Raw genomic sequence first — 20749 nt, 5'->3', positions numbered from 1 at the left:
GTTCCAGGGCCGAGGCGGCTTCTAGGGTGGTGGCATGCGCTATGAACTCGTCATCTTCGACAACGACGGCGTGCTCGTCGACAGCGAGCCCCTGTCCAACACCATCCTGGCCGGCTATCTGACGGAACTCGGCCACCCCACCTCGTACGAGGACTCGCTGCGGGACTACATGGGGGCCGCCGTTCACCGCGTACACGATCTGGTCCTGGAACGGACCGGGCAGCGGCTGCCGGAGGACTTCGACGCGACGTTCCACGCCCGCGTGTTCGCGGCGTTCGAGCGGCAGCTGGAGGCCGTCGCCGGAGTGACCGAGGTGCTGGGCAAGCTGGTGGCGGACGGGGTGCCCTACTGCGTCGCGTCGTCCGGGAGCCATGAGCGGATTCGGGTGGGGCACCGGAAGACCGGGCTGGACCTGTGGTTCCGGGACAGCAATGTGTTCAGCGCACAGGACGTCGGGCGGGGCAAGCCGGCGCCCGACCTCTTCCTGTACGCGGCCGAGCGGATGGGCGTGGCCCCGGAGCGCTGCGTCGTGATCGAGGACAGCCCGCTCGGGGTGCAGGCGGCGCTGGCCGCCGGGATGGACGTGTACGGGTTCACGGCGATGACGTCCGCGGAGAAACTGGCGGGCGCCCACGGCTACTTCGACGACATGGCGGCGTTGCCGGCACTGCTGGTGTGACCGATCTACCCAGGGGTAGGCGGCCGCCCTACGCTGTGCCGCCATGACGGATGCGCGGTTGCGGCGCGGGCGGGGCTCGCTGGCGTTCTGCTTCTTCGTGCAGGGAGTGACCTACGCGCTGCTCGTCACGCGCATCCCTGCCGTCCAGGACCGCTACGGCATATCCAACGCCCTGCTGCCCGCCTTCCTGGCGGCCGTCCCGGTCCTCGCGGGTGCCGGGAGCGTGGCCACCGGGAGGCTGGTGCGGCGGGTCGCCCCGGGCACGGTGCTCCGGTGGGCGCAGCCGGTGGTGCTGCTGGCCCTGATGGGGGTCGGGGCCGGGGACCGGCTGTGGCACATCGGGGTGGCGCTCGGGGTGTTCGGGCTGGCGGTCGGGGCGCTGGACGCGTCGATGAACATGCTGGGGGTCGGCCTCCAGCGGGCGTACGGGCGCAGCATCATGCTCGGGTTCCACGCCGCGTACAGCCTGGGCGGGATCGTGGGGGCGTCCCTGGCGTGGGTGGGGGCGCACTGGGACCTGGCGCTGCTCGTGTCGTACCTGCCGGTGGTCGCGGTGCTGCTGCCGGCGGCGCTGGCGGGGAGCCGGTGGTACGTGGACGGGGAGCGGGGTCCGGAGCCGGCGGAGCATGCCGGGGTCTCCCGTGTGCTGCTGCCGTTGGGTCTGGTCATGACGTTCGCGTACATCGGGGACTCGACGGTGTCGAACTGGAGCGCGAAGTATCTGACGGATGTGCTCGGGAGCTCGGAGGAGCTGGCGACGATTCCGTACAACGCCTATATGGTGACGACCCTGTTGGGGCGGGCCGTGGGGGATGCCGGGGTGCGGCGAATCGGGGCCGTGGCGGTGGTGCGGTGCGGGGCGGTGCTGGCCGCGTCCGGGTTCGGGGCCGTGGTGGTGGCGCCGGGGGCGTGGGCCGGTGTCGCCGGATTCACGGTGCTGGGGCTGGGGCTCAGCGTGCTGGTGCCTCAGACGTTCGCGGCGGCACGCGGGGACGAGGAGGTCGCGCGGCTGAACGTCTTCACCTACGTGGGCTTCCTGATCGGGGCGCCGCTCGTGGGCGCGCTCGGCGACGCGTGGGGCTATCGCGGGGCGCTGGTGGTGCCGCTGGTGTTGGTGCTGGTGACACTGCGGTACGCCCGGTCGTTCGGAGTTGAACGGTACCGATACGGTGGCGGGCATGAGCGGCCGCACACTGTTGATGTGGGATGAGGCAGTAACACGTTACGACTTCGGGCCGGGGCACCCGATGGATCCGGTGCGGCTCGCGCTGACCATGGGGCTGGTGCGGGCGTACGGCCTGGAGCGTGCCGTGGACGTGGTGGCGGCCAAGCCGGCCGGGGAGTCGACGCTGCGGCTGGTGCACCGTGAGGACTACGTGGCGGCGGTGCGGGCCGCGTCGGCGGAGCCGAGGGCGGCGGACCAGGCGTACGGGCTGGGGACGATGGACGATCCGGCGTTCGCCGGGATGCACGAGGCCTCCGCGCTGATCGCGGGGCAGTCGGTGGGCGCGGCGGAGGCGGTGTGGCGGGGGGAGGCCGCGCACGCGGTGAACTTCGCCGGGGGCCTGCACCATGCGATGCCGGGCTCGGCGGCGGGTTTCTGCATCTACAACGACGCGTCGCTGGCGATCGCCCGGCTGCTGGAGCTGGGGGCTGAGCGGGTCGCGTACGTGGATGTGGACGTGCACCACGGGGACGGTGTGCAGGCGGCGTTCTGGGACGACCCCCGGGTGCTGACGATCTCGCTGCACGAGCACCCGCGAACGCTGTTCCCGGGGACCGGGTGGCCCGAGGAGACCGGTGGGGCCGGTGAGGCGGCGGGCGGCGCGGTGAACGTGGCGCTGCCGGCCGGCACCGGGGACGCGGGGTGGCTGCGGGCGTTCCACGCGGTGGTGCCGGAGGTGCTGGCGGACTTCCGGCCCCAGGTGCTGGTGACGCAGCACGGGGCGGACACCCACTTCGAGGATCCCTTGGCGCATCTCGCGGTGTCGCTGGACGCGCAGCGTGCGGTGCAGGTGGCCTGTCATGACCTGGCGCACGAGTACGCCGACGGGCGGTGGGTCGCGCTGGGCGGCGGCGGTTACGCGGTCGTGGACGTGGTGCCGCGGTCGTGGACGCATCTGGTGGGGATCGCGGCCGGGGCCCCGGTGGAGCCCGAGTCGGTCATCCCGTCGTCGTGGCGGGACGAGGTGTACGCGAGGACGCGGCAGTTGGCGCCGGGGCGGATGACGGACGGGCGGTGGCCGGTGGAGTGGCGTGCGTGGGAGGAGGGGTACGACCCGGCGGACCGCCTGGACCAGGCGGTGCTGGCGGCGCGGCGGGCGGTGTTCCCACTGCGGGGACTGCTGGCGTAGCGCCGCGCTCCGTCCCGGGCCCTCCCGCGTTCCGTCCCGGGCGTGTCCCCGTTCCGTCCCGCGCTCCCGTCCGGGTCCGTCGCCCGCGCCCCCGGCGCGCCGCGCTTGGCGGGGCGTCGGCGAGGGCGCCGCGGGCTGCCCGCCGGGTCCGCCGGCCTGCCGTGCCTTCCTGCCGGCCTACCGACCTGTCGCGCCAAGCGCGTCGGTCCGGGCGCCGGTGGTTCTGCGCCGGACCGGTTCCATTACGCCAACTGTGCGGTGTGGCCGGGGTTCCGGCGCCCGTGGGTGCCCGGTGCGGAAGCATCGGGAGGGTGGTGAGTGCTGGTGCGCTGCGTGCGCATGTGGTGGCCGCGGGGCTGGCCGGGACGGTGGCCACCTCGCGGGAGGAAAGTCTGCGGAGCTACCGGCTGTTCGCGGCCCGGGACCCGCGCGTGACGCTGGGGCTCGATCCCGACGGGGTCTGGAGCGAGCGCGACGTGCTGCGGCTGATGGCCGACAGGTGCGGGGTGTCCGGGGATCCGGCGGACCGGTCCGGGTTCGACGTCATCGATCCTGAGCGGACGCTGAGCGCGCTCGACGCGTTCGCCGCGCGGCTCGGCGAGGTGGCCGCGCGGCGGGGAGCGGTGCTGTTCGGGACCGGACATCCGCACCGCCTGCTGGGGTTCTACGCCGGGTTGGCAGACGCTTTGTCGGCGGCGGGTTGCACCGTTCTCACACCACCGCAGGGGCGATGTGTCGACATAACGACCCGGTTTGGCGTACGTACGTACGTCGTGGACTACGTACGGGGAGTCGCCATGGTGCGGGAACCGGGAGCCGGGGGCGCCGGTTGTGAGACCGGCGCACATACGCATTCCCCCCTTCCCGTGCGGGCGGTTCTGGAGGACCTGGCGGTGGCCGGCCGGCCGCTGCCGGAGCTGGTGGTCGGGGACCACGGATGGGTCTGCGGGGCAGGTCAGCTGGGGTTCGAGGCCATCGGGCTGGCCGATACGGACGATCCCGCGCTGTTCGTCGGGGAAGCGGAGGGACGGGTGTCCGTCGCCGTGCCGGTGGATGACGGGGTGCGGTCCGCTTACTACCGGCCGATTACTCGCTATGTACTCAATCGGGCGTGTCTGTCACAGTAGGCGCCTGATGGCAGCTCCTCTTCCCCACTCGTATCACCCGCCCCTAGTCTGGTGAGTGAGCGCACCGCGACGAAGAGTCACCGGAGGGGAAGCCGGTGGGCGTCGTGTGCGGAAGGTACAGGTGGGTCATGGCTGCTGCTGGCGAGAGGCCTCTCAACGAGGTCAAGTTCCTGACCGTGGCGGAAGTCGCCTCGGTGATGCGAGTGTCGAAGATGACCGTGTACCGCTTGGTGCACAGCGGTCATCTGCCGGCCATCCGGGTGGGCAGGTCGTTCCGGGTGCCGGAGCAAGCGGTTCACGAGTACCTCCGGGAGTCTTTCGTGGGGGTGGAGACCGCGTAGCGGGGCGCGGCAGGTCCCGCGTGCCCCTCGGATTACAAGCTCGCGGCTCGGGCGGGTAGGCTAGGCCGACGTAGGTCGTGTGGGCCCAGACGCCCCGCACCGAGATCCCCGCTGATGCGGGGGTGTTCCGAGAAGTGAGCGAGGGTAGTCGTGGGCTCTGTTATCAAGAAGCGGCGCAAGCGGATGGCCAAGAAGAAGCACCGCAAGCTGCTCAAGCGCACCCGCGTGCAGCGTCGCAACAAGAAGTAAGCGACGGCTGTACGTGAGGCATTCGCGGCCCTCCCACCGGTTCCGGTGGGAGGGCCGCGGTGTTTCGGGGCTTGGCCGGGGGGTGGCCGGCGGCGTGCCGACCGGGGTGCCGGCGCCCGGCCGCGGGTGCGGCGGTCATCACACCGCAGCAGTGAACCGCTACGGTGGCGCAGAGGCGAGGACAGGACCGAACGGAAGGCGCTGATCTTGGGGAAGGTCGTGCTCGTCACCGGGGTGGCCCGGCAGCTCGGCGGCCGTTTCGTACGGCGCATCCAGAAGGACCCCGAGGTGGAGCGGGTCATCGGCGTGGACGCCGTGACCCCCACGCACCAGCTGGGCGCGGCGGAGTTCGTCCGCGCGGACATCCGGCAGCCCGCGATCGGGCGCGTACTGGCCGAGTACGGGGTCGACACCGTCGTCCACCTGGACGTGACGGGCCAGCCGCTGGGGTCGGGCGGCCGGACGGCGGTCAAGGAGACCAACGTCATCGGCACGATGCAGCTGCTCGGTGCCTGCCAGAAGTCGCCGACGATCCGCCGGCTGGTGGTGAAGTCCAGTACGAGCGTGTACGGCTCCGCGCCGCGCGACCCCGCGGTCTTCACCGAGACGACGCCGCCGAAGTCACTGCCGAGCGGTGGCTTCGCCAAGGACGTCGTCGAGGTCGAGGGGTACGTCCGCGGCTTTGCGCGGCGGCGGCCCGATGTGGCCGTGTGCGTGCTGCGCTTCGCGAACATCCTCGGGCCCGGGGCGGATTCGCCGCTGGCCGAGTACTTCTCCCTCCAGGTCCTGCCGACGGTCTTCGGGTACGACCCGCGGCTGCAGTTCGTCCACGAGGACGACGTGGTCGACGTGCTGCGGATCGCCACCCACGAGCCGCGGCGCGGCACGCTGAACAGCGGCACGTTCAACATCGCCGGCGACGGCGTGCTGACGCTGTCCCAGTGCTCGCGGCGGCTGGGCCGGCCGACGGTACCGGTGCTGCTGCCCGCCATCAGGTGGGTCGGCACGGCGCTGCGCACGGTCGGCGTGACGGACTTCTCGCCCGAGCAGATCCGGCTGCTGACGCACGGCAGGGTGGTCAGTACGGCGCAGATGCGCGAGACACTCGGCTTCGAACCGGGGTACACGACCGCGGAGACCTTCGCGGACTTCGCACGCAGCCGGGGGACGGGCCTGCTGCCGCCCGAGGCCCTGGCGGGGGCGGTCGACCGCATCGCCGCGTCGCCGCTCCTGGGCGGCGCGACGAACACGACTCACAGTGCCGGTCACGACGCCGGATAAGGAGCGCGAGCAACGATGGCGGACGCCAAGGTCATTCCGTTCGACGACGACCGGCCGCGCGCGGGTGCGGCCACGCCACGACCGGGGCGCCGGCGGCCCCTCGTGGGCGGCGGCACACGGCGCAAGGGCGAGGCTCCCGTGAGCCCGCTGCCGGGCCCTCAGGTGCCCCTGGGGGCGCCCGTGGACGCCCCGGGCGGTGCGAGTGGTGCGGACGGTACGGACGGCGTGCAGGCGGACGCGGGAGGCGGTGGCGGCTGGGAGCGCCGGATCGCGGGCGGGCTGGCGTTCCTGCGGCGGCGGATCACCGGTGAGTACGAGGTCGACGAGTTCGGGTACGACAAGGAGCTGACCGATCAGGTCCTGATGTCGTTGCTGCGGCCGCTGTACGAGAAGTACTTCCGCGTCGAGGTGAAGGGCGTGGAGAACATCCCGGCGGAGGGTGGGGCCCTGGTGGTGGCGAACCACTCGGGGGTGCTTCCGCTGGACGGTCTGATGATGCAGGTCGCCGTGCACGACAACCATCCGGCGGAGCGGCATCTGCGGTTGCTGGCCGCCGACTTGGTGTTCATGCTGCCGGTCGTCAACGAGCTGGCCCGGAAGGCCGGTCACACCCTTGCGTGTGCCGAGGACGCGGAACGGCTGCTGCGGCGCGGTGAAGTCGTCGGGGTGATGCCCGAGGGCTTCAAGGGCATCGGGAAGCCCTTCGGCGAGCGGTACAAGCTCCAGCGGTTCGGGCGGGGCGGGTTCGTGTCGACGGCGCTGCGCGCCGGAGCGCCGATCGTGCCGTGCTCGATCGTCGGGGCGGAGGAGATCTACCCGATGGTCGGCAACGCGAAGACGCTCGCACGGGTGCTCGGCCTTCCGTACTTCCCGCTCACGCCGACCTTCCCGTGGCTGGGGCCGCTCGGAGCGGTGCCGCTGCCGACGAAGTGGACGATCCAGTTCGGTGAGCCGATCCCGACGGACGGCTATCCGCCGGAGGCGGCGGAGGACCCGATGCTGATGTTCAACCTGACGGACCAGGTGCGGGAGCAGATTCAGCACACGCTGTACAAGCTGCTCGTGCAGCGGAGGTCGGTCTTCTTCTAGGAGCGTGAGACGTACGGGCGCTGGGCGCCGGCCCGGTGGATCCGGAACCGGCGCCCAGCGCCCGTGCCGTCGCGTGTCCTACCGTGCGTCCTCCTCGTCGATGCCGAGGCCCGGGAGGATGCCCGGCAGCAGCGGGGGGATCGTGACGTCGGGAGCCGGCGCCGGGGGCTGCTGGTCCGCGTCGGGCGGCGGTGTCGACGGGTCCGGCTCGAGGATGCCGCCTGTGTTGCCGCCGAGCAGTCCTTCGTCCTGAGCGGGGCCGGAGCCCGAGGGGCCCGGCTTGCCGGTGCTGCCCGAAGGGCGGGCTTCCGGCGCGGACGGGGACTGGTCCGACGGGCTGCCCGAACCGGCCGAGTGCTCGGGGCTGCCGGAACCGGAAGGACGGTGGTGGTCCTTCTTTTCCGGGGCACGCGGCAGCTTGGACTGCAGCGGGCCGACCTCTTCGTCTATGGCGGCGAAGACCGAGCTCACCTGGTCGCGCACGTCGGTGAGTTGGGGCGGCAGCTGGTCGCGCAGGCCGTTCCACGCGTCGCGGTGGTTGCGGGCGAACGAGTTGAGCGTGGCCATCGGGGCGATGGTGCCGTCGCGTTCGTACGCGATGCGCAGCAGGCGGTGGCCTTCGGCGGCGTCGTGCTGCATGCCGTTGAGCGCGCGGCGGATCTCGCTCAGCGACTCGTGGTCGAGGACGCCGGAGCGGCCGCGCTCCATGAGCCGGCGGGCCTCGCTCAGCCGGGTGGACGCCTGGTCCAGATAGATTCCGCCGCGGTCGGCCTCGTCGTCGGCGAGCCCCAGCTTGAGATCCTCCATGCCCCGCTTCAGCCCGTACAGCGAATCACCGGGAAGGGCGTCGGAACTGGCAGCGGCCACCCCGCTGAACGCCCCCGCGGCCACTCCGACCGTGAGGCCGCCGGCCGCGAGGCCCTTCGACCAGCGGGAGCGCGGACGCAATTTCCGGAGCGCGGTGGCCCGGTGGGATCCCCGTCCGGCCGACGCCCGTTGCTCCGGGACCGTAGGGCCCGCGGACGCACCCCCCTCCGCCATCATCGCTTCCATGGCGGCGACGAGCTGCGCTCGCTGCACGACCTTCACTTCGGGGTCCAACTCCGGCTTCGGCAGCTCGCCGAGATCGCTCGCCAGGGCCAACAGCCGACCCCGCTCGGTCGGTTCGACCGACGCGTCGGGCTGCTCGGCCGCCTGATCTTCCAGGGCCTGGGCGAAGGCGTTCGCCCGCCGGTGCGCCGATACGTTCGCGATCACTGGCGGCACCTCCTCTCGTCATCACGGTCGACTCCCCGGAAGGTCGGGAAGGTTGCACACCTTGAGTACATCCACACGAACGAGTGAGTGGATACGGTCAGGGTGTGACCATAGGGAGCCTGCATCCCGCACAACGAGCGTCGCGGCACCTGGGTTACGCACGAAAGATGATCCGACCAGCGCGTCATCGAAGCATCACGGACGGTGTTCCGCGGTCACCGCGCGTCCTCGGGGAGCAGGCGTGCGAGGGTGCGGACCGCCCGGTACTGGAGGGTCTTGATCGCGCCTTCGTTCTTGCCCATCACACGGGCGGTCTCGGCGACCGAGAGGCCCTGCAGGAAGCGCAGGGTGACGCACTCCTGCTGCTGCGGGTTCAGCTTGCGGACGGCCTCCAGGAGGGCGGCGTTGGAGAGGGACTCCAGGACCGAGTCCTCCGGGCTGCGCTCCACCTCGTTGGCATCGAGCATTTCGCCTGTGGTCACTTCGAGCCTGAACCGGCTCGACTTGAAGTGGTCCGCGACCAGGTTGCGAGCGATCGTGACCAGCCAGGCACCGAAATCGCGCCCCTGCCAGGTGAAGGTGGAAATGCGGCGCAGGGCGCGCAGGAACGTCTCGCTGGTGAGGTCCTCGGCGGTCGCCTTCCCGCCGACGCGGTAGTAGATGTAGCGGTACACGGTGTCGCTGTACTGGTCGTACAGGCGGCCGAAGGCCTCGGCCTCGCCGGCCTGGGCGCGCTCGACCAGGTCCATCATGCGCGCGCTGTCGCTGTCGGCGGTGGGGCGGCGGGCGGTGGTCGAGGTGCCCGCTCCGGCGCGGCCGCTCCGTCTTCCGACGGCGGCACCGCCGTCGGCGAGGGCATAGCAGGGACCGGCGGGTGCCGGTGCGGCGAAGGCGGGGACGGCATACGCGGTGGGGACGAAGCCGCGCAGATGGTCGAGGACCGTTGCGCGCAGCGTAGCCAGGCCCGAGGCGTCAACCCCGACGTGTGGGTACACGGGACTCCCAGAGGCAGAGCTTCCATCACGTGCAGTGCGGAACCGTTCACCCGTCGTAGCGACGTGTGAGGGTCTCGTATTGCGTCTGAGGAGAATAACGCTTCGTGCAGGGAGCGCTACACCGAGTTGCTCAAATCATCGATTCAGTCGTTTCTGTTATCGCTACGCGGCTGATCGAGGAGCACTTGGCGACCGTTGATTGATCGGATTACTTCGAAAAGTGGTGCGGTGCGGGATCTGTTGTGGCCGAGTGCGTCGCGGGGGGACTGGGCGGCGTTTCGCGGGGGTAAGACCCTGGTTTGGGCGTGATCCGGCCGTGGACCGGCGGCGGCGGAGGAGGGCGTGCGCGGCGTGCCGCGCGCCGCGTGCCGCGCCCCCGCTTCGGCGCCGCGGTCCACGGCCGGGTCGCTGCGCGGGGCCCCCGGCGGGTGGCGGACCGGCGGCGGACCGACCGCCGGTGAGGTGGAGGGTCGGCGGGCTGCGGGGGCGGCCGGCCGGGCAGGGCAATCAGGACAGCAGGGCCTGCGGCAGCGGAAGTCGGCGGTACGGGGGGCCGGGTGCGGTCGCCGGGGAGACGCGGAGCAGCGGAAGCCCGGGGCGGTGGCGGTGGCGGAGGCCGACGGCCAGAGTCAGCAGCCGCGGAGCGGCCAGTGGGAGCGGAGGCCGACGGGGAGCAGGTCGGCGGAAGCTGGCCGCTGCGCGGGCCGGGCCCGGCGGGCGGACGGCTCCGGCGGGGTGGAGGAGCAGACGGCTGCGGGGGCGGTCGGCGGCAGCGGAAGGGCCACGGTGGAGGTCTGCGCGCGGGGGCCGGGGGCGGTCGCCGGGGAGACAAGCAGCAGCGGAAGCCCGCGGCGGTGGCGGAGGCCGCCGGCGGGGGTCAGCGGCGGCGGCGGTGGAGGGCTACCGCGGCGGCCGTGCCGCCCGCCAGGGCGCCGACGCCCGCGGCCGCGGGGATGCCGACCTTCGCCGCCTTGCGGCCCGTGCGGTAGTCGCGCAGCCGCCACTCCCGCTCGCGCGCGTACTTGCGCAGCTTGGTGTCCGGGTTGATGGCGTACGGGTGGCCCACCAGCGAGAGCATCGGGATGTCGTTGTGCGAGTCGCTGTACGCCGCGCAGCGCGTCAGGTCCAGGCCCTCCGCGGCGGCCAGGGCGCGTACGGCCTCCGCCTTGGCCGGGCCGTGCAGGGGCTCGCCGACCAGCTTTCCGGTGTAGACGCCGTCCACCGACTCGGCGACCGTGCCCAGCGCGCCCGTGAGGCCGAGGCGGCGGGCGATGATGGTGGCGGTTTCGACCGGTGCGGCGGTGACGAGCCAGACCTTCTGGCCGGCGTCCAGGTGTGCCTGGGCCAGGGCTCGGGTGCCGGGCCAGATGCGGTCGGCCATGTACTCGTCGTAGATCTCCTCGCCGATGGTCATCAGCTCGGAGACGCGGTGGCCCTTCACGATCGACAGCGCGCTCTCGCGCGCGTCCTGCATGTGCTCCGGGTCCTCGACCCCGGCCAGCCGGAACCAGGTCTGCTGCCAGGCGAAGCGGGCCAGCTCCCGGCGCTGGAAGAACTTGCGCTTGTACAGGCCGCGGCCGAAGTGGAAGATCGCGGCGCCCTGCATGACGGTGTTGTCGAGGTCGAAGAAGGCGGCGGCGCGCTCGTCCCCGGGTACGGGGAAGGGCTGCGACGTTTTCCGGGCGGCCTCGGCCGACGCTTCGCCGGCGAGCACACTGCGCGCGGTGGCGGAGCGCTTGCGGGGGGTGAGCCATGCCAGTGCGGCCATGGCGTGAGCATAGCCACTGTGTTCGGTGCTTCCCGACTTGTGGTGACGCCATGGCGTGAACTGTCGGCGTCGGCCCTGTGAAGGGGGCGGGAGAATGGGTGCATGTTCGGACGTACGAAGAAGAGGCCCGGCCCGCCCACGGTGACGCTCATCGGCAAGCCCGGCTGTCACCTCTGCGACGACGCGCGCGCGGTGATCGAGCAGGTGTGCGCGGAGACGGGCGCGGTGTGGGAGGAGAAGGACATCCTCCAGGACGAGGAGCTGCACCGTGCCTACTGGGAGCAGATCCCGGTGGTGCTGGTGGACGGGGAGCAGCACACCTTCTGGAAGGTCGACGCCGGGCGGCTGCGGCGGGAGCTCGACCGGCGGGGGTGACCGGAACGGGCGGTTACCATCGTGTGCGTTTTGTTGGGTTTCGGGGGCGTAGTCGTGAGGAGAGTGGACGGTTTTGCCCCCTTCGGTGTCCCAACGGTGTGACGACGCCCCCGGTTCCGCCGCGGCGCGTTCGGTTTGCGTGACCCCGGTCACTTTGGCCGGACAAATGGGACACCATCTTTGTGCACGCGTTCACAAAGACATAGCCTGCTGTCGACGGGGCGGCCTCGGTACGTATGGCCGCCTGCAGCCCCGCTCATCCCGCAGGAGCACCGTGGCAACTGGCCGAACACACCGACCGGCGACCCGTAGCCGAGGAATCCCCGAGGCCACCGTCGCCAGGCTTCCGCTGTATCTGCGGGCGCTGACCGCATTGTCGGAGCGCTCCGTCCCGACGGTCTCCTCCGAGGAGCTCGCGGCAGCGGCGGGGGTCAATTCCGCGAAGCTGCGCAAGGACTTCTCCTATCTCGGGTCGTACGGGACGCGCGGTGTCGGGTACGACGTCGAGTACCTCGTCTACCAGATCTCACGCGAGCTCGGGCTGACCCAGGACTGGCCGATCGTCATGGTCGGTATCGGTAACCTCGGCGCCGCCCTCGCCAACTACGGCGGGTTCGCCTCCCGCGGCTTCCGCGTCGCCGCGCTGATCGACGCCGACCCCGCCATGGTGGGCAAGCCCGTCGCGGGCATCGCCGTGCAGCACATCGACGACCTGGAGAAGATCGTCGACGAGAACGGCGTGTCCATCGGTGTGATCGCCACCCCCGCCGGGGCCGCCCAGCAGGTCTGCGACCGACTCGTCGCGGCCGGCGTCACCTCCATCCTGAACTTCGCCCCGACCGTGCTGTCCGTGCCCGACGGCGTGGACGTGCGCAAGGTCGACCTGTCGATCGAGCTGCAGATCCTCGCCTTCCACGAGCAGCGCAAGGCGGGCGAGGAGTCGGACGCCGCGGCCGTCGTGGCGTCGTCGTCCACGGCCTCCGGCGTGGCCGGCGCCTCCCTGCGCGACGCGACCCCGGCCGGCGGCCGCAAGGGACCTGACGGGGACATGCCCGCCGTGATGCCGGCATGAGCCTCCTCGTCGTCGGTCTCAGCCACCGCAGCGCACCCGTGAGCGTGCTGGAGCGGGCCGCCCTCGACCCCGACACGCAGGGCAAACTGCTGCAGGACACCCTCGCGGCCGAGCCGGCCGTCGAGGCCGCGATCCTGGCCACCTGCAACCGCATCGAGCTGTACGCCGACGTGGACAAGTTCCACGCGGGCGTCGCCGAGCTGTCCACGCTGCTCGCCCAGCACAGCGGGGTCGGGCTGGAGGAGCTCACCCCGTACCTCTACGTGCACTACGAGGACCGGGCCGTCCACCACCTCTTCTCGGTGGCGTGCGGACTGGACTCCATGGTCGTCGGCGAGGGGCAGATCCTCGGCCAGATCAAGGACGCCCTCGCGCGCGGCCAGGAGCTGCACACCGCCGGACGGCTGCTGAACGACCTGTTCCAGCAGGCGCTGCGGGTCGGCAAGCGGGCGCACAGCGAGACCGGTATCGACCGGGCCGGGCAGTCCCTGGTCACCTTCGGCCTGGAGCAGCTGGCCGTCGGCACCGAGGTGGACACCTGGGCCAAGGGCAAGCGGGCCCTCGTCATCGGCGCCGGTTCGATGTCGTCGCTGGCCGCCGCCACGCTCGCGCGGGCCGGCGTCGACGAGGTCGTCGTCGCCAACCGGACGACGGAGCGCGCCGAGCGGCTCGTACAGATCCTCACCGAGCCCGGCGGCACGGGCGTGGCCGCCCGCGCCGTCGAGATGGCCGGTGTCGGCGTCGAGCTGACACGTGCCGACGTGGTCGTCTCCTGCACCGGCGCCACCGGGCTGGTGCTCACCCGCGCCGCCGTCGAGACGGCGATGGCCGGGCGCACGGCGCCGCTGGCGCTGCTCGACCTGGCCATGCCCCGCGACATCGACGCCGCCGTGCACCGGCTCGTCAACGTCCGGCTCGTCGACATCGAATCGCTCGCCGAGGCGTCCGCCGACGCCCCGATGGCCGCCGACGTCGACCAGGTGCGCGGCATCGTCGCCGACGAGGTGGCCGCCTTCGGCGCCGCCCAGCGCGCCGCGCACATCACCCCCACCGTGGTCGCCCTGCGCACCATGGCCGCGGACGTGGTCGCCGGCGAGATGGCGCGGCTGGAGGGGCGGCTCCCCGGTCTCGACGAGAAGCAGCGCGCCGAGATCACCCAGACCGTGCGGCGCGTCGTGGACAAGCTGCTCCACGCCCCCACCGTGCGGGTCAAGCAGCTGGCCAGCGAGCCCGGCGGCGCCGGCTACGCGGACGCGCTGCGCACACTCTTCGACCTCGACCCGGAGACGGTCGCCTCCGTCAGCCGGGCCGACGTGAACGACGCCGATCTCAAGAACCGAGGGCGAGTATGACCAGCGAGAGGGCCCAGAGGGCATTGAGGCTGGGGACCAGGCGCAGCAAGCTCGCCATGGCCCAGTCCGGGCAGGTCGCGGAGGCGGTGCGGCAGCTGACCGGGCGACAGGTGGAGCTCGTGGAGATCACCACGTACGGCGACACCTCCCGCGAGAACCTGGCGCAGATCGGCGGTACCGGCGTCTTCGTCACGGCGCTGCGCGACGCGCTGCTCGCGGGCGAGGTGGACTTCGCCGTGCACTCGCTCAAGGACCTGCCGACCGCGCAGCCCCACGACCTGGTGCTCGCGGCGATCCCGCGGCGCGAGGACCCGCGCGACGTGCTGGTCGCCCGGGACGGGCTGCGGTTCGAGGAGCTTCCGGCCGGAGCCCGAGTGGGCACCGGTTCGCCGCGGCGCATGGCGCAGCTCAACGCGTACGCGCGCAGCCACGGCCTGGAGATCGAATGCGTGGCGATCCGGGGGAACGTCGACACGCGCATCGGTTACGTGCGGAGCGGGCAGCTGGACGCGGTGGTACTCGCCGCGGCCGGTCTGAACCGCATCGGGCGTGGCGACGAAGTGACCGAGCACCTGTCGGTCGACACGGTCCTGCCCGCCCCCGGACAGGGGGCGCTGGCGATCGAGTGCACGGCGGCGAACACCGACCTCGCCGCCGCGCTCGCCGAGCTCGACGACCCGCACACCCGGGCCGCCGTGACCGCCGAGCGGTCCCTGCTCGCCGCCCTGGAGGCCGGCTGCTCCGCACCCGTGGGTGCGCTGGCCGACCTGCTGGCCGATGGGCAGGTTGTTCATGAGATGCGCCTGCGCGGCGTCGTCGGCACGACCGACGGCACCACGCTGGTGCAGTTGTCCACCACCGGTCCCGTACCCACGTCGCACGGCGACGCTGTCGCGCTCGGTCGCGAACTCGCGTCCGAGATGCTCGCCAAGGGTGCGGCCGGTCTTATGGGGGAGCGAGCACTTTGAGCCCCACCACTGCATCCAAGGTTTCCTCGGCGTTCTCCGCGTGCGGTCACGTCACCTTCCTGGGCGCCGGACCCGGGGATCCGGGGCTGCTGACACTGCGCGCCGTCGAGGCGCTGGCGGGCGCTGACGTACTCATCGCCGAGCCGGATGTGCTCGACGTCGTACGCGGCCACGCCCGGGCGGGCGTGAGCACGCCTGAGCTGACGATTGTTGACGATGCGTCAATGACCGCCGGTGTCCCCGTGTTGAGGGATGCGACCAATCTTGTCATGGAGGCCGCGCGGGGCGGCAAGCGGGTCGTCCGTGCCGTGAGCGGCGACCCCGGCCTCGACGGCAACGCGGGAGCCGAGATGCTCGCGTGTGCCGCGGAGGGCATCCCCTTCGAGGTCGTGCCGGGCGTGGCGACCGCGGTGGGCGTGCCGGCGTACGCCGGTGTGCCGCTGCGCGACGCCGAGGGCGCCGACGTGCGCTTCGTCGACGCCCGGACCGCGAGCGAGCGGTGCTGGGCGGAGGTGGGGTCGAGCGACGGGACGGTGGTCGTGTCGACGTCCCTCGACGCCGTCGCCGCGGCGGCCGGTGAGCTGGTGGCGGCCGGCCGTAAGCCGGACACCCCGATGACCGTGACCGTGGCGGGGACGACGACCCGGCAGCGGACGTGGACCGCGACGCTCGGCACCATCGCCCAGGTCCTGAAGCAGGCGAAGGTGCTGCCGTCCCCGGACGGCCACCAGCCGGTCATAGCCGTGGTCGGTGAGCGCAGCGCCGCCGCCCAGCGCGACCAGCTCGCGTGGTTCGAGTCCAAGCCGCTGTTCGGCTGGAAGGTGCTCGTCCCGCGCACGAAGGAGCAGGCGGCGTCGCTCTCCGACCAGCTCAGGTCCTACGGTGCCGTGCCGAGCGAGGTGCCGACCATCGCGGTCGAGCCGCCGCGCACGCCCCAGCAGATGGAGCGCGCGGTCAAGGGGCTCGTCACCGGACGGTACGAGTGGATCGCCTTCACCTCGGTCAACGCGGTCAAGGCGGTGCGGGAGAAGTTCGAGGAGTACGGGCTCGACGCGCGCGCCTTCGCCGGGATCAAGGTCGCGGCGGTGGGCGAGCAGACGGCCAGGGCGCTGGTGGAGTTCGGCGTGAAGCCGGACCTCGTGCCCAGCGGTGAGCAGTCGGCCGCGGGCCTGCTGGAGGACTGGCCGCCGTACGACCCGGTCTTCGACCCGATCGACCGCGTCTTCCTGCCGCGCGCCGACATCGCGACCGAGACGCTGGTCGCAGGTTTGATCGAGCTCGGCTGGGAGGTCGACGACGTGACCGCGTACCGGACCGTGCGCGCTTCGCCGCCGCCGGCCGAGACGCGCGAGGCGATCAAGGGTGGTGGCTTCGACGCCGTTCTCTTCACGTCGTCGTCGACCGTGCGGAACCTGGTGGGCATCGCCGGAAAGCCGCACAACGTGACCGTGATCGCCTGCATCGGCCCCGCCACCGCGAAGACCGCGGAGGAGCACGGGCTGCGGGTGGACGTCCTGGCGCCGGAGCCGTCGGTGCACAAGCTCGCGGAGGCGCTCGCGGAGTTCGGCGTACGGCGTCGGCAGGCCGCGCTGGAGGCCGGTGACCCGGTCACGCGGCCGAGCGAGCGGCGGCCGGGGGCGCGGCGTCGGCGCACGACGACCTGACGTTTCCAGGGCCTCGGAGGGGGGTGGTGCGTACCGCGCGGTACGCACCACCCCCCTCGGCGTGTCGTCAGCGCCGCGAGGCGTACGGCAGGAAGGCCGCCCAGGTGGCGGGGGCGAGCGCGAGGCGGGGGCCGGTGGGGTTCTTGGAGTCGCGGACGAGGATCCGGTCGGTCATGGCCGCGACCTCGACGCAGTCGGGACCGTCGTCGGTGCTGTAGCTGCTCTTGGTCCAGGCCACTTCGACGCAGGATGGGCCGTCGTCCGAGCTGTAGCTGCTCTTTATCCACTCCAACTGATTGTTGGCTCCGTCAGAGGGCTTGAGGGTCATGACTCTCCCAGCACTTTCTCGATGAAGGCCAGCGACTCTCGTGGGGTGAGAGCCTGCGCCCGGATGATCCCATAGCGCATGTCGAGGACTGTCGTCTCTTTCGGGTCGGTGATCACGCGGTTGGTGAGCTGGACCTCGTTGAGACCCACGGCTGCCCCATCCTTGAGCTTGAGTAGTCGGAAAGGGCCGCCAAGGCCCGAGTTCTCCTCCCGGCTTAGGGGGAGCACCTGGAGATCGACATCTCGCAGCCGGGCCACTTCCGACAAGCGTTCGAGCTGCTTGCGCATCACCATCTTGCCCCCGATCAGGCGGAGAAGCGTCGCCTCACACAGGACAAAACTGAGCAGCGGGCGTGTGGTTGGGGTACAGAAGATCTGCTGACGGTCGAGGCGAGCTGCTACCCGCTGCTCCAGCTCCTCTTCCGTGAACTGAGGACGCCGTGAGCTGAACACCGCCCGCGCGTACTCCTCCGTCTGCAACAGTCCATCGATGACCGAGTTGTTGTAGGAGCAGATCTCGACGGCCTCCGCCTCCAGGCGCTTCACGCCCCGTACCTTCTTCGGGTACCGCGCCTCCGCCACGTCGCCCTTCATCGCTGCGAGCCTGCCGCCCGCGTTCAGTACCTCGTCCGCAGCGTCCAGGTACTCGGGCCGGGCGATGCGCCGCCCCCGCTCCACCGAGGAGACCAGTTCCTCCCCGTAGCCGATGGCGCGGCCGAACTCGGCCTGGGTGAGGCCGGCCGCCTCGCGCCACAGTTTCAGTTGCCGGGCGACCGCGCGCATCACCGCCCCGGCTTCCTCGTCGTCCAGACACGTGTCCTCGTCGTTCACGTCTGCCACCCTCCCTCCGCGCTGGCCCTTCCCTGTACAACCCGTCCGTACGGGCCTGGGTCACCCCCGTACGGCCCGGACGGAACCGGCCGCCGGGCGGACAGTCACCGTCCGCACGGGCTCCTCCGCTTCACACGTCACGCAGGCGCGAACACGCTGGGTGATGTGAATCACGACATCGCATCCGCCACGCATGCCCCGCTGCGCCACTTCTCCGTGCCGCTCTCCGCCACACCCCGCGGCGCCCGGCTGGCGCGGCTCCTGGCGACGGAGCAACTGCGTTCGTGGGGGCTGCCCCTGGATCCCGCGCGGCTCGTCGTGGCCGAGCTGGCGGCGAACGCGGTGGCGCACGGGAGGGTGCCCGGGCGGGACTTCCGTCTCGCGCTGATCGTCGTGCCGCCCGGCACGCTCCGTGTCGAGGTGACCGACACCCGCCGGGAGCGGCTGCCCGTCCGTACGGCGGAACCGGCCGATGCGCCGGCCGAGTCCGGCTACGGGCTGTTGCTGGTCGAGGTGCTGGCGGATCGCTGGGGTGTCGAGCTGGGGCCCGTGCCGCGCAAGACCGTCTGGGCGGAGCTCGACCTCGTCCCGTGCCGGTGAACGCGTCACCGGAGCCCGGACCTTCAGGCTCCGGTGTTCCGTACGCCGGTGCGGCGGGCGGTCAAAGACCAAAGAACCCTGGGAAAGAACCTTCCAAACCAACCAAACCCCGCGTACGTCACTCACTGGAGTGAATCCGCCCAACCCTGCTGGCGCGAGGGCGGTTTGGTCGGGCAGCCTCGCCCTGACAACCGCAGACATGCGACGGCCCCCGCCGGGACTGGCATCCCAGTGCGAGGGCCTGACCACCGAGGAAGAGAGCAGATCTTCCCCACATGGCTGAGCAGAAGCCTAGCGCCGCCGTCCGCCCCCGCCCCCCTGTTCCCGCGAGCGCCACCCACACCGGTGTCACCCACATCAGGGAACACCAGCCGGACCGGTACACGGTCATCGGCAACCACCTGGCCCAGCACGCCGAGCTGTCCCTCATCGCGATCGGGCTGGCCACCCACATCCTCTCGCTGCCCGAAGGCGCCGCCATCGACATCCGCTCCATGGCGGCCCGCTTTCCCGAGAGCCGCGAGCGGATCGCGTTCGCCCTGCGCGAGCTGGAGGTCCACGGCTACCTCCGGCGGGCCCGGGAGCGCACCGCCGCCGGCCGCGTGATCACGCGTACCCACGTCTACGACGTCCCTGCTCCGAGCGCAGCCGTCCCGCTGGCGCCGCGCGCGGCCGGGCCGAGGCCCCGGAGGCGACCGGCGCCGGTGGAGCCCGTACCGCATCCGGCCCCGGTGCAGGCCGTGCCGGTGGAACCCGTCGTGGCCGCAGCCGTCGCGGCGGCGCCCGAGCTGCCGGAGGCATCCGGCGGCGAGCGCCACGACACGGCCGCCGCCCTCCTCGTGGACCTGCGCCGCACCGACGACCGGCTCACCCTCTCCGGACGGGACGTGCGGCGTCTCGCCCCCGCCGTCACCGCCTGGCTCGACAACGGCGCCACTCCCTGCGCCGTTCACCGCACGCTGACCGCGTGCCTGCCCGCGGATCTGCGGAACCCGGCCGGTCTCCTGGGTCACCGTCTGCGGGAGATGCTGCCCCCGCCGCTCCCCGAAGGGAGCGCCAGGGGCCCCGGGGCGGCCCGGCCCGACCCGTTCCAGACGTGCGACACGTGCGATCGCGCGTTCCGCTCCCCGGAGCCGGGACGCTGCCGTGACTGCCGTCCGCCATCGGCGCTGGCGGCCTGAGCCGGGCCTGCCGAAGCGGCGCCGCGCGCTCCGGCAGGCTGTCGGCAAGAGCACGAGCGGGCCGGGCGTAGCGTGGGCGTATGACTTCGTACGGATCCTTCCCCGGTGCGCGGCCGCGGCGGCTGCGGACGACCCCCACCATGCGGCGGATGGTCGCGGAGACCCGCCTGCACCCCGCCGACCTGATCCTGCCCGCGTTCGTGCGCGAGGGCGTGAGCGAGCCGGTGCCGATCGCCGCGATGCCGGGGGTCGTGCAGCACACGCGGGACACGCTGCGGAAGGCCGCGGTGGAGGCGGCCGCGGCAGGTGTCTCCGGGATCATGCTCTTCGGCGTGCCGGAGGATGCGAAGAAGGACGCCCTCGGCACGGCGGGCACCGACCCGGACGGCATCCTCCAGGTCGCCATCCGCGACGTGCGCGCCGAGGTCGGCGACGACCTGGTGATCATGTCCGACCTGTGTCTCGACGAGTACACGGACCACGGGCACTGCGGGGTGCTGGACGCGGAGGGGCGCGTCGACAACGACGCGACCCTGGAGCGGTACGCCGAGATGGCGCAGGTCCAGGCGGACGCCGGCGTCCACGTGGTCGGGCCCAGCGGCATGATGGACGGTCAGGTCGGCGTCGTCCGGGACGCGCTGGACACCATCGGCAAGGAGGACGTCGCCATCCTCGCCTACACGGCGAAGTACTCCTCCGCCTTCTACGGGCCCTTCCGGGAGGCCGTCGGCTCGTCCCTGCGCGGCGACCGCAAGACCTACCAGCAGGACCCCGCGAACCTCCGCGAGTCGATGCGCGAGCTGGCGCTGGACCTGGAGGAGGGCGCCGACATGGTGATGGTCAAGCCCGCCGGTCCGTACCTCGACGTCCTGGCGAAGGTCGCCGAGGCGGTGGACGTGCCGGTCGCCGCGTACCAGATCAGCGGTGAGTACGCGATGATCGAGGCGGCGGCGGAGAAGGGCTGGATCGACCGGGACAAGGCGATCGTGGAGACCCTCACCGGCATCCGGCGGGCGGGCGCGCAGATGATCCTGACGTACTGGGCGACCGAGGCCGCGCAGCGGTTCATCCGCTAGGGCCTCCTCCGGAAGGGCCCCGGGAGTCGATTCCGGGCAACTCCGCGAGGGCCTTGCCGTGGCGGTCGTACAGGGTGACGCCGTGGCCGTGGCCGGCGGTGGCGGGCGTGGTGGCGTACCAGGCGCCCCAGCCGGGCTTGCCGGGCAGTTCCACGAGCTTGGC

21 protein-coding genes are annotated in these 20749 nt (G+C 72.0%); 16 read left to right on the top strand and 5 right to left on the bottom strand.

Annotation, left to right across the window (positions count from 1 at the left end):
• Positions 1-34 precede the first annotated feature (34 nt).
• The 8 genes from IH00_RS0124990 to IH00_RS0124955 all read left to right on the top strand — a co-directional run bounded on the left by IH00_RS0124990 (position 35) and on the right by IH00_RS0124955 (position 7120).
• The gene (locus IH00_RS0124990; RefSeq protein ID WP_031077285.1) at positions 35-679 is read left to right on the top strand and encodes an HAD family hydrolase; all 645 of its coding nucleotides are present in this window, start codon (positions 35-37) and stop codon (positions 677-679) included.
• A 43-nt stretch (positions 680-722) separates the two neighbouring features.
• The gene (locus tag IH00_RS0124985) at positions 723-1889 is read left to right on the top strand and encodes an MFS transporter (protein ID WP_031077283.1); all 1167 of its coding nucleotides are present in this window, start codon (positions 723-725) and stop codon (positions 1887-1889) included.
• Positions 1858-3033: an acetoin utilization protein AcuC gene (locus tag IH00_RS0124980; RefSeq protein ID WP_078887941.1), complete on the top strand. Its 1176-nt coding sequence runs from the start codon at positions 1858-1860 to the stop codon at positions 3031-3033. Before IH00_RS0124985 ends, IH00_RS0124980 begins: the two co-directional genes overlap by 32 nt.
• Before the next feature lie 311 nt (positions 3034-3344).
• Positions 3345-4160 (top strand): phosphatase, encoded by an 816-nt coding sequence (locus tag IH00_RS0124975; RefSeq protein WP_031077279.1) that lies wholly within the window; start codon positions 3345-3347, stop codon positions 4158-4160.
• A gap of 128 nt (positions 4161-4288) precedes the next feature.
• Positions 4289-4501 (top strand): helix-turn-helix domain-containing protein, encoded by a 213-nt coding sequence (locus tag IH00_RS0124970; RefSeq protein WP_064070100.1) that lies wholly within the window; start codon positions 4289-4291, stop codon positions 4499-4501.
• A gap of 150 nt (positions 4502-4651) precedes the next feature.
• On the top strand, positions 4652-4750 hold the full coding sequence (locus tag IH00_RS40500) for a 30S ribosomal protein bS22 (RefSeq protein WP_003948845.1): 99 nt from the start codon (positions 4652-4654) through the stop codon (positions 4748-4750).
• A 207-nt stretch (positions 4751-4957) separates the two neighbouring features.
• Positions 4958-6031: an NAD-dependent epimerase/dehydratase family protein gene (locus IH00_RS0124960; RefSeq protein WP_031077274.1), complete on the top strand. Its 1074-nt coding sequence runs from the start codon at positions 4958-4960 to the stop codon at positions 6029-6031.
• 15 nt (positions 6032-6046) lie between these two features.
• Positions 6047-7120 (top strand): lysophospholipid acyltransferase family protein, encoded by a 1074-nt coding sequence (locus tag IH00_RS0124955; protein WP_031077272.1) that lies wholly within the window; start codon positions 6047-6049, stop codon positions 7118-7120.
• Between the two features lie 78 nt (positions 7121-7198).
• On the opposite strand, the gene IH00_RS0124950 is transcribed toward IH00_RS0124955, so the two are convergent.
• The 3 genes from IH00_RS0124950 to IH00_RS0124940 all read right to left on the bottom strand — a co-directional run bounded on the left by IH00_RS0124950 (position 7199) and on the right by IH00_RS0124940 (position 11140).
• Positions 7199-8377 carry a DUF5667 domain-containing protein gene (locus IH00_RS0124950; RefSeq protein ID WP_031077270.1) on the bottom strand — a complete coding sequence of 393 codons (1179 nt, stop codon included), beginning with the start codon at positions 8375-8377 and terminating at the stop codon, positions 7199-7201.
• A gap of 215 nt (positions 8378-8592) precedes the next feature.
• Positions 8593-9372, bottom strand: coding sequence for an ECF subfamily RNA polymerase sigma factor, BldN family (locus IH00_RS0124945; RefSeq protein WP_031077269.1), 780 nt, complete (start codon positions 9370-9372; stop codon positions 8593-8595).
• Between the two features lie 877 nt (positions 9373-10249).
• Positions 10250-11140 (bottom strand): HAD family hydrolase, encoded by an 891-nt coding sequence (locus IH00_RS0124940; protein WP_031077267.1) that lies wholly within the window; start codon positions 11138-11140, stop codon positions 10250-10252.
• A gap of 102 nt (positions 11141-11242) precedes the next feature.
• Between IH00_RS0124940 and IH00_RS0124935 the strand changes: the two genes are divergently transcribed.
• From IH00_RS0124935 to IH00_RS0124915, 5 genes are all read left to right on the top strand, one after another.
• Entirely contained in the window at positions 11243-11515 is a 273-nt protein-coding gene (locus IH00_RS0124935) for a glutaredoxin family protein (protein ID WP_031077265.1), read from the top strand.
• Between the two features lie 274 nt (positions 11516-11789).
• Positions 11790-12587, top strand: coding sequence for a redox-sensing transcriptional repressor Rex (locus tag IH00_RS0124930; RefSeq protein WP_031077264.1), 798 nt, complete (start codon positions 11790-11792; stop codon positions 12585-12587).
• Complete coding sequence (locus IH00_RS0124925; RefSeq protein ID WP_031077262.1) at positions 12584-13939, top strand: glutamyl-tRNA reductase; 1356 nt, start codon at positions 12584-12586, stop codon at positions 13937-13939. Before IH00_RS0124930 ends, IH00_RS0124925 begins: the two co-directional genes overlap by 4 nt.
• Positions 13936-14907 (top strand): hydroxymethylbilane synthase, encoded by a 972-nt coding sequence (gene hemC, locus IH00_RS0124920; protein WP_031077259.1) that lies wholly within the window; start codon positions 13936-13938, stop codon positions 14905-14907. Before IH00_RS0124925 ends, hemC begins: the two co-directional genes overlap by 4 nt.
• Entirely contained in the window at positions 14904-16571 is a 1668-nt protein-coding gene (locus IH00_RS0124915) for a bifunctional uroporphyrinogen-III C-methyltransferase/uroporphyrinogen-III synthase (RefSeq protein WP_052411613.1), read from the top strand. Before hemC ends, IH00_RS0124915 begins: the two co-directional genes overlap by 4 nt.
• A 67-nt stretch (positions 16572-16638) precedes the next feature.
• Here IH00_RS0124915 and IH00_RS0124910 read toward each other — a convergent pair whose 3' ends face one another.
• Together IH00_RS0124910 and IH00_RS0124905 are read right to left on the bottom strand one after the other, a co-directional pair.
• A complete protein-coding gene (locus IH00_RS0124910) occupies positions 16639-16899 on the bottom strand; it encodes a DUF397 domain-containing protein (RefSeq protein WP_078887937.1) in 261 nt (86 codons plus the stop codon).
• Positions 16896-17681 (bottom strand): helix-turn-helix domain-containing protein, encoded by a 786-nt coding sequence (locus IH00_RS0124905; protein ID WP_107064512.1) that lies wholly within the window; start codon positions 17679-17681, stop codon positions 16896-16898. Before IH00_RS0124905 ends, IH00_RS0124910 begins: the two co-directional genes overlap by 4 nt.
• Before the next feature lie 204 nt (positions 17682-17885).
• On the opposite strand from IH00_RS0124905, the gene IH00_RS0124900 reads away from it, so the two are divergent.
• The 3 genes from IH00_RS0124900 to hemB all read left to right on the top strand — a co-directional run bounded on the left by IH00_RS0124900 (position 17886) and on the right by hemB (position 20586).
• Positions 17886-18329 (top strand): ATP-binding protein, encoded by a 444-nt coding sequence (locus tag IH00_RS0124900; protein WP_052411617.1) that lies wholly within the window; start codon positions 17886-17888, stop codon positions 18327-18329.
• A gap of 275 nt (positions 18330-18604) precedes the next feature.
• Positions 18605-19510, top strand: coding sequence for a hypothetical protein (locus IH00_RS0124895; protein WP_031077248.1), 906 nt, complete (start codon positions 18605-18607; stop codon positions 19508-19510).
• A gap of 80 nt (positions 19511-19590) precedes the next feature.
• A complete protein-coding gene (gene hemB / locus IH00_RS0124890) occupies positions 19591-20586 on the top strand; it encodes a porphobilinogen synthase (protein ID WP_031077245.1) in 996 nt (331 codons plus the stop codon).
• The last annotated feature ends 163 nt before the right edge of the window (positions 20587-20749 follow it).

It is taken from the genome of Streptomyces sp. NRRL S-118, assembly GCF_000716335.1.
In the GTDB taxonomy this organism is placed as follows: Bacteria; Actinomycetota; Actinomycetes; order Streptomycetales; family Streptomycetaceae; genus Streptomyces.
Note: the sequence above shows the minus strand (reverse complement) of the source record. Positions and strands in the feature narration are given on the sequence as shown.